The following is a 13,287-nucleotide window of genomic DNA, read 5'->3' as shown; positions in this document are numbered from 1 at the left end:
GTTGGGGCGCGCGGCCAATCCCCGCGCGCTCCGCTCCCGGGTCTGCGAGACTGCGCGAAGCGCCCAGCACTTCCCGCCGTCAAGGAGAGCGAGGGACGATGCCGGAATTCGCCGATCGCAAGCAGCGGGTCGTCACGGCTTGTCAGCGCCACGTCGTCAACCCGCTGCTGCGCCGCCTGCCCCTCCAGACGGTCCTGGAGACGACGGGCCGTGTGTCCGGGCTGCCGCGCCGGACCCCGGTGGGCGGCCGCCGCGTCGGCGACTCCTTCTGGCTGGTGTCGGAGTACGGCGAGAAGTCGCAGTACGTCCGCAACATCCAGGTGGATCCCCGCGTCCGGGTCCGCATCCTGGGCCGCTGGCACACGGGCACGGCGCACCTGCTCCCGGAGGACGACCCCCGGACCCGCCTGAAGAGCCTGCCGCGCATGAACAGCATGGCGGTACGGGCGTTCGGGACGCGGCTGCTCACGGTGCGCGTGGACCTGGACGGCTGAGACGGAGGCCGGGACCGACGGCCGGGATGGGACGGACGGCCGGGACGGACAGCCGGGACCGACGGCCGGGACCGACCGCAGCCGGGACCGGCGGCCGGGTCAGCCCGGCCACACGATGGCCTGCAGCTCGCTGTACGCCTGCAGGGCGTAGGAACCCACGTCGCGGCCCACCCCGCTCTTCTTGAAGCCGCCGAACGGCGCCTCCATGTTGCGGCCGACCGTGTTCACGCCGACGCCGCCCGCGCGCAGCCGGCGCGCCACGCGGAAGGCGCGGGCCACGTCACGCGACCAGACGTAGTCGATCAGGCCGTAGTCGGAGGCGTCGGCCAGGTCGATGCCCTCCTCCTCGTCGTCGAACGGGAGCACCACGACCACCGGCCCGAAGATCTCCTCCCGGACCACCCGCATCCCGGGTGTGCAGTCCGCGAGGAGGGTGGGGGCGACGTAGAAGCCGCGGCCCCGCGGAGGCCGTTCACCGCCGGTGACGAGGCGCGCGCCCTCCTTGCGGCCCAGTTCGACGTACGCCTCCACGCGGTCCCGGTGCGCCGCCGAGATCAGCGGGCCCACGACGGTGTCCCGCTCGCGCGGATCACCGACCTTCAGGCGGCGGGCGTACGCCGCCAGTCGGGAGACCAGCCGGTCGTACACGCCGCGTTGCGCGAGCACCCGCGTCGGCGCCGTGCAGATCTGGCCGCTGTAGAAGGAGAACGTGGTACCGATTCCGGCCACCGCCGCGTCCAGGTCCGCGTCGTCGAAGACGAGCGCCGCGCCCTTGCCGCCCAGCTCCATCAGCTGCCGTTTCATGGACCGGCCGCACACCTCGGCGATGCGCTGCCCCACGGCCGTCGATCCGGTGAAGCTCACCATGTCGACGTCCGGGCAGTCCACGGCCGCCTCGCCCACCTCCGGGCGCGCACCGCCCACCACGTTCACCACGCCCGGCGGCGCTCCCGCCTCCTGGAGCGCCTCGGCCATGCGGTACACCGACAGCGGGTCCTGCGGGGCCGGCTTCACGACCACCGTGTTGCCCATCGCGAGCGCGGGGGCCACCTTGCCGGCCGGGTTCGCCCAGGGGTTGTTGTACGAGGTGACGCAGGCGACCACGCCGACCGGCCGACGCACGGCCAGGGCGCCCACGACGCCGGCCGGGCCGAACGGCCCCGCCTCGTTGATCTGCGGCGGCAGCGGCTGCTCCACCGGTTCCACCCGCGCGTACCGACGGAAGCGGGCCACCGCGACCCCGACCTGCATCCCGCGGGCCGTCCCGGTCGTCGCGCCGCTCTCCGCCTGCGCCAGCTCGGCGTACGGCCCCAGCCGGCTCTCGATGATGTCGGCCGCCCGCGCCAGCACCGCCGCCCGTTCCCGGGGCGGCGTCCGCGACCACGGCCCGAACGCCTCGCGGGCCGTGGCGCAGGCCGCCCGCACCTGGTCCCGCGAGGCCTCCGGCGCCCACCCGACGATCCCCTCGGTCGCCGGGTCGGTCACCCGGTGGTGGCCGTCGTCCGGCTCCACCCACGCGCCGCCGATGAACAGCCGCTGCCGGTCGGTCACGTGGTGCTCACCGTCCTGGTGTCCCGCCCGGAGCGCAGCACCTTCCCCGGTACGGCCCCGGTCACCACGTCGTCCCGGATCGCCTCCACGCCGTTGACCCAGACGGCCCGTATCCCGATCGCCCGCGAGTCCAGCCGCGGGCTGCCCCCCGGCAGGTCGTGCACCAGGGTGGCCTGTCCGGCGTCGATGCGCTCCGGGTCGAAGAGGACCAGGTCGGCGTGGAAGCCCTCGCGCACCCGACCGCGCTCCCGGAGCCCGAACAGCTGCGCGGGGTCGTCCGTCAGCATCCTCACCGCCCGTTCCAGCGGCACCAGCTTCCGGCCGCGCAGACAGTCCCCGAGGAACCGGGTCGTGTACGGCGCCCCGCACATGCGGTCCAGGTGGGCGCCCGCGTCGGAGCCGCCCAGCAGGACGTCCTCGTGCCGCCAGGTCTCGGCCCTCAGGGCCCAGGAGCCGGGGTCGTTGTCGGTGGGCATGGGCCACAGGACCGTGCGCAGGTCGTCGTTCGCGCAGATCTCGACCAGGCACGCGAAGGGGTCCTGGCCGCGCTCGGCCGCGATGTCCTTCACGACGCGCCCGGTCAGGCCCTCGTTGCGCGGGCTGAAGGTGTCGCCGATGACGTAGCGCCCGAAGTTCGTCAGGCGCCGGAAGACGCCGGCCTCCCGGGAGTGCGCGCGGCGCAGCATCCCGGCCCGGACCTCGGGGTCGCGCAGCTTCGCGATGCGCTCGGGTACGGGCAGGCCGAGGACCGGTCCCCAGCCGGGGATCAGGTTGAGGGCGCAGAAGGTGCCGAGGGACATGTTCATCGGCGTGAGGATGGGCATGGTCAGGGCCACCACCCGGCCGCCCGCCTTCCGGGCCCGCTCGCTCGCCAGGAGCTGGCGGGGCACACGTTCGGGGACTGCCGCGTCGATGGTGAGGACGTTCCAGTTCAGGGGCCGGCCCGCCGCCGCGCTCAGCTCCACCAGCAGGTCGATCTCCGGGTCGCTGAACCGGTCCAGACAGCCCGCGACGATCGCCTCGATCTGGGTCCCCTCGTGCTCACCCACCGCCTCGGCGAGCGCCAGCAGCTCAGCCGGCCGTGCGTGCCGGGAGGCGACCGGCTTCCCGTCGCCGTCGGAGTGGGTGGAGGACTGGGTGGTGGACAGCCCCCAGGCGCCCGCGTCCATGGCCTCGTGGAACAGCCGGACCATGGCGTCCAGCTGCTCGTCCGTCGGCTGCCCGCCGACCGCCTCCGGGCCCATCGCATATCGACGCAGCGCGCAGTGCCCCGCCATGAAACCGGCGTTGACGGCGATCCGCCCCTCCAGGGCGTCCAGGTACTCCCCGAAGGAGCGCCAGGTCCAGGGCGCCCCCTCTTCCAGGGCGACCAGGGACATGCCCTCCACCTTGCACATCATCCGCCGGGTGTAGTCCGCGTCCTCGGGCCGCGCCGGGTTCAGCGGGGCGAGCGTGAACCCGCAGTTGCCGGCCACGACCGTGGTGACCCCGTGGTTCAGCGACGGGGTCGCGTACGGGTCCCAGAACAGCTGGGCGTCGTAGTGGGTGTGCGGGTCGACGAAGCCGGGGGCGAGGACGAGGCCGTGCGCGTCTTCACCGGTGCGGGCGTCCTCGGTGACCGTGCCGACGGCGGCGATCCGGCCGTCGCGTATGCCGACGTCCGCGGTACAGGCGGGGGCGCCCGTACCGTCCACGACGGTCGCGCCCTTGATGACGTGGTCCAGCATGCGCCGCACCCCTCAGGCGGCCTGACGGAACCGGCTGGTCCGGTGCACGGGATCCGTGTCGATCTTCGGGATCACGTGCTCTCCGATCAGCCGTATCGTCTGGAGCGTCTCCTCCTTCGGTATCCCGACCGGCAGCCCGAAGCTGAGCTGGTCGGCGCCCGCCTGCTCCCACCTCTTGCACTGCCGCAGCACCTCCTCCGGGTCGCCGCAGATGAGCAGTTCCTCCTCGATGAGCAGTTCGAGGAACTCCTCGGTGTACTCGGGGAGCGTCTCCGGCCACACGGGGAAGCCCTCGGGACGCGGGAAGGTGTCGTGGTAGCGGAAGACCAGGGACGGCAGGTAGTGCAGTCCGCCGTTCACCGCGATGCGGATCGCCTCCTCGTGCGTGGGCGCGCAGATCGCGGTGCTCGTCACCATCACGTTGTCGTTGACGAAGTCCCCGACGGGCTCGGCGTCCACGATCGCCGTCTTGTACTGCTCCAGCACCCACTCCATGTCGGAGACCTTCTGCACGCTGAAGCCGAGCACCCCGAGGCCCTTCTTCGCGGCCATGGCGTACGAGGACGGGGACCCGGCGGCGTACCACATCGCGGGGTGCGACTTCCCGTACGGCTTGGGGAGCACCGTGCGGGGCGGCAGCGACCAGTGCTTGCCCGTGAAGCCCTGGTACTCGTCCTGGAGCCACATCTTCGGAAACTCGGCGATGGTCTCCTCCCAGATCTCCTTCGTGTGGTTCATGTCGGTGATGCCGGGGAGGAAGCCGAGGATCTCGTGGGAGCCGGCGCCGCGTCCGCTGCCGAACTCGAAGCGGTTGCCGCTGAGGTGGTCGAGCATGGCGACCTTCTCGGCGACCTTCACCGGGTGGTTGACCGGGGCGAGCGGGTTGAAGATCCCGGAGCCGAGGTGGATGCGCTCGGTGGCGTGGGCGAGGTAGCCGAGGAAGACGTCGTTGGCGGACAGGTGCGAGTACTCCTCCAGGAAGTGGTGTTCGGACGCCCACGCGTACTTGAAGCCGGACCTGTCCGCCTGGATGACGTACTCGGTCTCCTCCATCAGCGCCTTGTGTTCCGCAAGCGGGTCGGTCTCGGCCCGCTTGCCGACGTATCCCTGTACGAAGAGCCCGAATTCCACGGAGGTCACCGTCCCCACGAGTCTTATCTGACACACCGTCAGATTGGCTTGCCGCCGACTGTCGCACCACCCCGTCGGGCCGTCAATAGCCGACGGACGGTCGGATCACGGAGTCGGACGACTCCTCAGACGACCGAAACGCCGGCCAGCCACCCACCGTCGATCACGAACGGCTGCCCGGTGATGTACGAGGAGTCGTCCGAGGTCAGGAAGAGGGCGAGTTGCGCCACCTCCTCCGGCTTGCCGATGCGGCCGAGCGGCACGAGCCTGCCGTACACCTCGTCGAGCGCCCTGGACGTCTCCTCGGCGTCCGCGTCCGGGTCCAGCCGGGCCGGATTGGCCATCGCGGTGTCGATGGCGCCGGGGCACACCGCGTTGACCCGGATCCCCTCCGGCGCCAGCTCGATCGCGGCGACCCGGGTGAGGCCGAGCACGGCGTGCTTGGTCGCCGCGTACGCCCCCACGGCCGCCATCCCGGTCATCGCGGTGTAGGAGGCGGTGTTGACGACGGTGCCGCCGCCGGCCGCCGCGATCTCGGGAGCGACGGTCCTCATGCCGAGGAAGCAGCCGACCTGGTTGACCTGGACGACGTTCATGAACTCGTCCAGGGGCGTGTCACGAAGCGCGTTGAACCGCAGGATGCCCGCGTTGTTGACCAGCCCGTCGATGTGCCCGTACGCCGCCTTCGCGGCGGCCACGGCGGTGGCCCAGTCGGCCTCGCGGCCCACGTCGAGGTGGACGTACGACTGCCCCAACTCCTTGGCGAGCGCCTCCCCCTGGTCGTCGAGCACGTCCGCGAGGACGACCCGGGCCCCCTCGGCCGCGAACAGCCGCGCCTCCTGCTCGCCCTGCCCGCGCGCCGCCCCGGTGACGATGACGACGCGCCCGTCCAGCTTGCCCATGGGACCTTCCTCCTCAGTCCAGGCGGGGCGCGACCTCGGCCCCGAACGCGGTTATCTGGTCGGTGAGTTCGGTGCGGCTCCGGCTGCGGAACCGCACCTGGACCTGGTTCACGCCCATCGCGCGGTAGGCCCGCAGGGACTCGGCGATCGCCTCGGGGGCGCCCCCGATCGTGCGCGACCCGACGTCCCAGCGGGGGTGACCGATGTACAGGGGCTCGGTGATGGCGCCGACGGTGAAGGGGCCGCTGAGCCCCGCCTGTTCACGGAGCTGCCCGATCCGGGCGATCTGCGCGGGCAACCGCTCGCGCGGGTCACCCTGCGGCAGCCAGCCGTCCCCCTTGAGCGCGGCCCGGCGCACGGCGGCGGGCGAGGAGCCGCCCACCCACAAGGGGACGCGCGGCTGAGCGGGCCGGGGCCGCTGACCGAGCCCTTCGAAGTCGTACGCCTTCCCGTGGTGGACCGGGAACTCCTCGGGCCCGAGCGCCGCCCGCAGCGCGTCGATCGCCTCGTCGAGCAGCGGCCCGCGCCGCCCGAAGTCCACCCCCAGCGCCTCGAACTCCTCCCGCACGTGCCCGGCCCCCACCCCGAGGACGAGGCGCCCGCCGGAGAGGTGGTCGAGGGTCGCGTACTGCTTGGCGGTGACGAGCGGGTGCCGCAGCCCCACGATCGCGACATGGCTGAGGAGCCGTACGCGCTCGGTGGCGGCTGCGAGGTGGGCGAGTGTGGCCACCGGGTCGTACCAGACCGTGCTCATGGCGGGGGCGAGCCGACGCGGAACGGCGACGTGGTCGCAGCAGGCGACGTAGTCGAACCCGGCGGCGTCGGCGGCGCGGGCGACCGCGACCAGGTCCCCCGGACCGGCCCCGGCTTCCCAGGGCTCGGCGTAGAGCGTGGACTGCGACTGGACGGGAAGCTGCATCCCGTACCGCAGGCTCCCGCTCAACGCCTGCCGCCCGGCCACAGTCCGTCCTCCGTGAGCCCCAGCAGCTCGATGGCGTTGCGCCGCACGATCCGCTCGACGACGTCCGGGTCCAGGTGCGCCATCTGCGCCTCGCCGACCTCCCGGGACCTGGGCCAGGTGGAGTCGGAGTGCGGGTAGTCGGTCTCGTACAGGACGTTGCCGACACCGATGGCGTCCACATTCCGCAGCCCGAAGGCGTCGTCGAAGAAGCAGCCGTAGACGTGCCCGGCGAACAGCTCGGACGGCGGCCGGTGCACCTTGTCGGCGACGCCGCCCCAGCCGCGGTTCTCCTCCCAGACGACGTCCGCGCGTTCGAGGATGTACGGGATCCAGCCGATCTGCCCCTCCGCGTACATCACCCTCAGGTTCGGGAACCGCTCGAACTTGCCGCTCATCAGCCAGTCGACCATGGAGAAGCAGCAGTTGGCGAAGGTGATCGCGGAGCCGACGGCGGGCGGTGCGTCGGCGGACGTGGACGGCATCCTGCTGCTCGACCCGATGTGCATGGCGACGACCGTGCCGGTCTCGTCGCAGGCGGCGAGGAAGGGGTCCCAGTCGTCGGTGTGGACGGACGGCAGGCCGAGGCGGGGCGGGATCTCGGAGAACGCGACGGCGCGGACCCCTCGTTCGGCGTTGCGGCGCACCTCGGCGGCCGCGAGTTGGGCGTCCCACAGGGGGATGAGGGTCAGGGGTATGAGACGCCCCTGCGCCTGGGGCCCGCACCACTCCTCCACCATCCAGTCGTTGTAGGCCCTGATGGACAGCAGCCCGAGCTCGCGGTCCTTGGCCTCGGTGAAGGTCTGCCCGCAGAAGCGCGGGAAGGTGGGGAAGCAGAGGGCCGACTGGACGTGGTTGACGTCCATGTCGGCGAGGCGCCGGGGGACGTCGTACGAGCCCGGGCGCATCTGCTCGTAGGTGATCACCTCGAGCCTGATCTCGTCCCTGCTGCAGCCGACGGCGGTGTCGAGGCGGGTGAGGGGCCGGTGCAGGTCCTCGTACACCCACCAGTCGCCGAGCGGTCCGTCGTCGCCGGGGGCGCCCATGACCGGGGCGAACCTGCCGCCGAGGAAGGTCATGTCCTTCAGGGGTGCGCGGACGATGCGGGGGCCGGTGTTCCGGTACTTCGCCGGGAGGCGGTCCTGCCAGACGTTCGGGGGCTCCACGGTGTGGTCGTCCACGGAAATGATCTCGGGGAAGGCGGCGCCGGCCGCCGCTGAGGTCTCCATGCCGCTCAAGGTAGCGCCGATCTGACGCTCCGTCAGCTGCTGCGGACGGGCGCTCCCGATATGAGGAGAGCGTGTGGGGACCTCGTGACGCACCGCACACCGGCTTGTGATCGCCGTCTCCCACGGCTGACGCATCCGCCATGAACAAGGCAAACTGGCCTCTTGGTCGTGGACGGTTCGGCAGGGGGCCAGGGGGCAACGATGGACGGTGTGCCGCGAGTACCTGAGCAGCGGGGTCCCGAGGATTCGGCGGCACTGCGCTTCGGTGTGCTCGGACCGGTGCGCGCCTGGCGCGGGAAGGAGCTGCTGGCCACCGGCTCGCCGCAGCAGCGCGCCCTGCTGGCCGCGTTGCTGATGCGCGAGGGCCGTACGGCGACCGCGTCCCAACTGATCGACGCGCTGTGGGGTGACGACCCGCCCCCCCGGGCCCTGGCGGCGGTCCGCACCTACGCCTCCCGTCTGCGCAAGGTGCTCTCGCCGGGTGTCCTGCTCAGCGAGTCGGGCGGCTACGCGGTGCGGCTGGGCGAGCCCCGCTCCCTGGACCTGGCCGCCGCCCAGGAGCTGGCAGCGGAGGCCGAGAAGGCGAAGAACTCCGGGGACCTGTGCCATGCCCGGCGCGTCCTGAACGAGGTGCTGGCGCTGTGGGACGGTGAGCCGCTGGCCGGGGTGCCCGGCCCGTACGCGGAGGCCCAGCGCGCCCGCCTGGAGGAATGGCGGCTGCAGCTCCTGGAGTCACGCCTCGACATGGACCTGGAGCAGGGCTGCCACGCGGAGGCGGTCTCCGAGCTCACGGCCCTGACGGCCGCGCACCCCCTGCGCGAGCGCCTCCGGGAGCTGCTGATGCTGGCGCTGTACCGCTCCGGCCGCCAGGCGGAGGCCCTGGCGGTCTACGCGGACACGCGGCGACTGCTGGCCGACGAACTCGGGGTGGACCCCCGGCCCGGCCTGAGGGAACTCCAGCAGCGCATCCTCCAGGCCGACCCGTCCCTGGCCGAACCCTCGGCACCGGCGCCCGAGCCGTCCGCCGCCCCCGTACGCCCGGCGCAGCTCCCGGCCACCGTCCCGGACTTCACGGGCCGCGCCGCCTTCGTCGCCGAACTGAGGGAGGTGCTGGCGTCGGCGGAGGGCCGGGTGATGGCGGTGTCGGCGATGGCGGGCATCGGGGGCGTGGGCAAGACGACCCTGGCCGTGCACGTGGCCCACCAGGCACGCACCGCCTTCCCGGACGGCCAGCTGTACGTCGATCTGCAGGGCGCGGGCTCCCGGGCGGCGGAACCGGAGACGGTCCTCGGCTCCTTCCTGCGTGCCCTGGGCACGGCGGACTCGGCCATCCCGGACTCGCTGGAGGAGCGGGCGGCCCTGTACCGGTCGGTGCTGGACGGCCGCCGGGTGCTGGTCCTGCTGGACAACGCGCGCGACGCCGCCCAGGTACGCCCGCTGCTTCCCGGCACCGAGGGCTGCGCGGCCCTGGTCACCTCCCGGGTCCGCATGGTCGACCTGGCGGGAGCGCACCTGGTGGACCTGGACGTGATGTCGCCCGACGAGGCCCTGTCGTTGTTCACGAAGATCGTGGGCGAGGAGCGGGTCGCCTCGGAGCGGGAGGCGGCACTGGACGTGGTGGCGGCGTGCGGCTTCCTGCCGCTGGCGATCCGCATCGCGGCGTCGCGCCTGGCCTCGCGGAGGACCTGGACGGTCTCGGTACTGGCGGCGAAGCTGGCGGACGAACGACGGCGGCTCGACGAGTTGCAGGCCGGCGACCTGGCGGTGAAGGCGACCTTCGAGCTGGGCTACGGGCAGTTGGAGCCGGCGCAGGCGCGGGCGTTCCGGCTGCTGGGGTTGGCGGACGGGCCGGACATCTCGCTCGCGGCCGCCGCCGCGGTACTGGACCTCCCGCCGGAGGAGACGGAGGACCTGCTGGAGTCCCTGGTCGACACGTCGCTGCTGGAGTCGGCGGCGCCCGGCCGCTACCGCTACCACGACCTGGTCAGACTCTACGCGCGTGCGTGCGCGGAACGGGACGAACACCCGCCGAGCGAGCGGGACGCGGCGATGTCGCGGTTGCTGGACTTCTATCTGGCCACGGCGGCGGGGGTCTATGCGATCGAGCGGCCGGGGGACCGGCTGGTGGATCACCTGGAGGCCACGCAGTATCCAGGCCTGACGTTCGTGGACCGGCACGAGGCCCGGGACTGGTTGTACGCCGAGGCACACACGCTTCTCGCGTTCGTCCAGCAATGCGCCAGACGTTCGACGCTGCGGCGTGCGGTGGACCTGCTGTGGGCGGCGAAGGACCTCGCCGAGTCGGGCGCCAACTCCAAGCAGTACGAGGTCGCAGCGCACGCTCTCCGAGACGCGGCCGACCAGGCGGATGACCCCCGGGCACGGAGCCGCGCGCTCACCACCCTGACCAACGTGCACCTCGTGGCCGGGCGCTTCAGCCAGGCGGACGAGGAGGCACGCATGGCGATGGAACTCGCCCATCTCGCAGACGACCTGGCGCCCAGCTGCTGGGCCGCCAACGACCGGGGCATCATCGCTCTCTACCAGAACCGTCATTCCGACGGAGAGGCGTACCTGCGACAGGCCATCGAGAGTTTCCGGCTGGACGAGAACCACGCCGGTGAGGCCAGCGCGCTCTGCAACCTCTCCCGTATCCAACTGGCCCTGGGACAGGTCGGCAGCGCCGTCGAACTCGCACAGCAGGGCATCGTCATCTACGACCGACTGGGGCACACGTTGCGAGGCGCCAACGGCCGCTACGCCCTGGGGCTTGCGCTGACCGGCAAGGGCGAACTGGACGCAGCTGTCGACCGGCTGACCGAGGCGCTGGAGGTGTTCCGAGACAGCAGGCAGCGCCTCTGGGAAGGGATGACGCTGTTCCGGCTGGCGGAGGCGCATATAGCGGGGCAGCGGCCGGCCAAGGCAGCGGCCCTGGCCGAGCAGGCGCTCGCGGTCCTGCGGGGAATCGGAGGCGAATGGCGGCGAGGCAACGTACTGACCGTCCTGGGCCGTGCCCTCAACGGCCTCGGCCAGACCGGTCGGGCACAAGCCTGTTGGCAGGAAGCCCTTGACATCTTCGATCAACTCGGCTCACCGGAGGCAACGGACGTGCGGCTCATGCTCGCCCCCGCCGCAGCCGCATAGCCTGCGGCAGCGCGTTCATCGTTCGTTTATCGCGACAGGGCACTCTCCTTGTTGTCGATCCGTCGCGTCGGGGGGCCCACGGGTCAGCGGTGATCGCTACCGCTAGGGTGAACGGCCCTGATACGCCTGTCCGGCGGCCCTCGGGGGAGTCGCCGGGCAGGCATCGCCCATCAATGAACGGGAGTTGCACGTCCATGAGCGATGCCAAGAAGGACTTCGTGGTCAAGCCGCTCGACAACCACGCCACCGACATCGAGAACGTCACCACGCTCGACAACCACGCCACCGACGGGGAAATCACCACGCTGGACAACCTCGCGACGGGTGGCACAGTGACTCCGCTGGACAACCACGCAACGGACGAGAGAGCCTGACACACCTGTCTCCACACGGGGATCGGCCGCGGCGGCACGGAGGGGGAGCCGTCGCGGCCGAAGTGCGTCCGGCCTACGTCGGCACCACTCCGTCGTGCCTACGTCGTCCCCGAGCGCTGTTGCGTGCGCCCCCGCAGCGTCCCTTTCAGCACCTTGCCGCTCGCGTTCCTCGGCAGGACCTCGACGAACTCCACCAGCCTCGGCACCTTGTAGTTCGCCATCTCCCGGCGGGACCAGGCGATCAGGTCGTCCGCCGTCAGCACCGCCCCGGGGCACCGCACCACGTACGCCTTGCCCACCTCCCCCAGCCTCGCGTCCGGTACGCCGATCACCGCCGCCTCCGCCACGTCCGGGTGCAGGGCGAGCAGTTGCTCTATCTCCGCCGGGTACGCGTTGAAGCCGCCCACGATGTACATGTCCTTCAGCCGGTCCGTGATCCTCAGGTTGCCCGCGTCGTCCAGCACGCCCACGTCGCCCGTGCGCAGCCATCCCTCAGCCGTCAACGCCTCCGTCGTGGCCGTCTCGTCCTCGAAGTAGCCCTGCATGACGTTGTAGCCGCGGACCAGGACCTCGCCCGGAACTCCCGCGCCGAGCGGTTCGCCCTTCGGGTCCACCACCCGTACCTCCACTCCCGGGATGGGGCGGCCCGACGTCGTCGCGATCACCTCCGGCGCGTCGTTCCTGCGGCACATGGTCACGAAACCGCTCGCTTCCGACAGGCCGTACGCCGTCAGCACCGTTTCCACGCCGAGTTCCCCGCGCAGGCGTTCCACCAAGGGCAGCGGCACCACCGCCGCCCCCGTCACCACCAGGCGCAGGGCGGAGAGGTCGTAGGAGGCTCGTGACGGGTGGTCCAGCAGCGCCTGGTGCAGGGTCGGTGGGCCCGGCAGGACCGTCACCCGCTCGGCCGCCGTGTTCGCCAGTGCCGTGTCCACGGTGAACACCGGCTGCGGGATCATCGTCGCGCCCCGCATCAGGCAGGCCAGAACGCCCGCCTTGTAGCCGAACGTGTGGAAGAAGGGGTTGACGACGAGGTAGCGGTCCCCTTGCCGCAGGCTCGTCAGATCCGCCCAGGTCTCGTAGGCCCGCAGCGTCTGCGCGTGGGTGATCACCGCGCCCTTGGGGCGGCCTGTCGTGCCCGAGGTGAAGATGATGTCCGAGGGCCGGTCGCCCGTCACGGCCGACGCCCTCCGCCGCACCACCGGCTCCCCCACCCCCTCGCCGCTCGCCAGGAAGTCCTTCCAGGTACGGAAGTCCGCCGGGGCGTCGTCCGCGAGGACCACCACCTGCTCCAGGTGCGGCAGACCCGGCAGCGGACCGCCTCCGGGCCCCTCTCCCGCCGCCCTCCGCAGCGCGGCCACGTACGACGTCCCGAGGAACGCCCCCGTCACGAACAGCAGCTTCGCCCGGCTGCGCGCCAGGACGCAGGCCGCCTCGGAGCCCTTGAAGCGGGTGTTGAGCGGCACCAGGACCGCGCCCGCGGACACGGCGCCCAGAGCGGACACGATCCAGTCGAGCGTGTTGGGTGCCCAGATCGCGACGCGGTCGCCGGCGCCGGCGCCGTTCGCGATGCAGGCCGCCGCCGCGCGTTCGACGCGGGCGCCCAGTTCGGCGTACGAGATCCGGGTACGGGCCTCGACGACCGCCTCCGTGTCGCCGTAGCGACGGGCCGCGCTGCGCACCAGTTCCGCAATGCTGCCCCACTCCACGTCACCGCGCACGGCGTCCTCCCCACAGCACGCACTGCCGAACACCCATAGCTGACTCTCCGTCAGAT

10 protein-coding genes are annotated in these 13,287 nt (G+C 72.0%); 3 read left to right on the top strand and 7 right to left on the bottom strand.

From position 1 onward, the window contains the following. Positions 1 to 98 precede the first annotated feature (98 nt). Positions 99 to 494 (top strand): nitroreductase/quinone reductase family protein, encoded by a 396-nt coding sequence (locus tag AC5WS8_RS18350; RefSeq protein ID WP_496104470.1) that lies wholly within the window; start codon positions 99 to 101, stop codon positions 492 to 494. Positions 495 to 593: 99 nt separating this feature from the next. Here AC5WS8_RS18350 and AC5WS8_RS18345 read toward each other — a convergent pair whose 3' ends face one another. From AC5WS8_RS18345 to AC5WS8_RS18320, 6 genes are all read right to left on the bottom strand, one after another. Continuing rightward, a complete protein-coding gene (locus AC5WS8_RS18345) occupies positions 594 to 2,045 on the bottom strand; it encodes an aldehyde dehydrogenase family protein (RefSeq protein WP_496104469.1) in 1,452 nt (483 codons plus the stop codon). Further along, the gene (locus AC5WS8_RS18340) at positions 2,042 to 3,772 is read right to left on the bottom strand and encodes an N-acyl-D-amino-acid deacylase family protein (protein WP_496104468.1); all 1,731 of its coding nucleotides are present in this window, start codon (positions 3,770 to 3,772) and stop codon (positions 2,042 to 2,044) included. The genes AC5WS8_RS18345 and AC5WS8_RS18340 overlap by 4 nt, the downstream gene beginning before the upstream one ends. Positions 3,773 to 3,784: 12 nt before the next feature. Continuing rightward, positions 3,785 to 4,903, bottom strand: coding sequence for an LLM class flavin-dependent oxidoreductase (locus AC5WS8_RS18335; protein ID WP_496104467.1), 1,119 nt, complete (start codon positions 4,901 to 4,903; stop codon positions 3,785 to 3,787). A gap of 125 nt (positions 4,904 to 5,028) precedes the next feature. Beyond that, positions 5,029 to 5,805 carry an SDR family NAD(P)-dependent oxidoreductase gene (locus tag AC5WS8_RS18330; RefSeq protein WP_496104466.1) on the bottom strand — a complete coding sequence of 259 codons (777 nt, stop codon included), beginning with the start codon at positions 5,803 to 5,805 and terminating at the stop codon, positions 5,029 to 5,031. Between the two features lie 13 nt (positions 5,806 to 5,818). Then, on the bottom strand, positions 5,819 to 6,724 hold the full coding sequence (locus AC5WS8_RS18325) for a TIGR03619 family F420-dependent LLM class oxidoreductase (RefSeq protein ID WP_496104465.1): 906 nt from the start codon (positions 6,722 to 6,724) through the stop codon (positions 5,819 to 5,821). A 20-nt stretch (positions 6,725 to 6,744) separates the two neighbouring features. Next, a complete protein-coding gene (locus tag AC5WS8_RS18320) occupies positions 6,745 to 8,001 on the bottom strand; it encodes an amidohydrolase family protein (protein ID WP_496104464.1) in 1,257 nt (418 codons plus the stop codon). Positions 8,002 to 8,193: 192 nt separating this feature from the next. Here AC5WS8_RS18320 and afsR point away from each other — a divergent pair, with 192 nt between their 5' ends. Both afsR and AC5WS8_RS18310 read left to right on the top strand, forming a co-directional pair. Beyond that, positions 8,194 to 11,136 carry an SARP-family global regulator AfsR gene (gene afsR, locus AC5WS8_RS18315; RefSeq protein WP_496104463.1) on the top strand — a complete coding sequence of 981 codons (2,943 nt, stop codon included), beginning with the start codon at positions 8,194 to 8,196 and terminating at the stop codon, positions 11,134 to 11,136. 194 nt (positions 11,137 to 11,330) lie between these two features. Continuing rightward, positions 11,331 to 11,510 (top strand): hypothetical protein, encoded by a 180-nt coding sequence (locus AC5WS8_RS18310; RefSeq protein WP_496104462.1) that lies wholly within the window; start codon positions 11,331 to 11,333, stop codon positions 11,508 to 11,510. A gap of 98 nt (positions 11,511 to 11,608) precedes the next feature. Here AC5WS8_RS18310 and AC5WS8_RS18305 read toward each other — a convergent pair whose 3' ends face one another. Beyond that, positions 11,609 to 13,231 (bottom strand): FadD3 family acyl-CoA ligase, encoded by a 1,623-nt coding sequence (locus tag AC5WS8_RS18305; protein WP_496104461.1) that lies wholly within the window; start codon positions 13,229 to 13,231, stop codon positions 11,609 to 11,611. Positions 13,232 to 13,287 lie beyond the last annotated feature (56 nt).

This window comes from Streptomyces sp. PTL18 (assembly GCF_059510295.1).
This window is presented reverse-complemented; position numbering and strand designations above follow the sequence as displayed.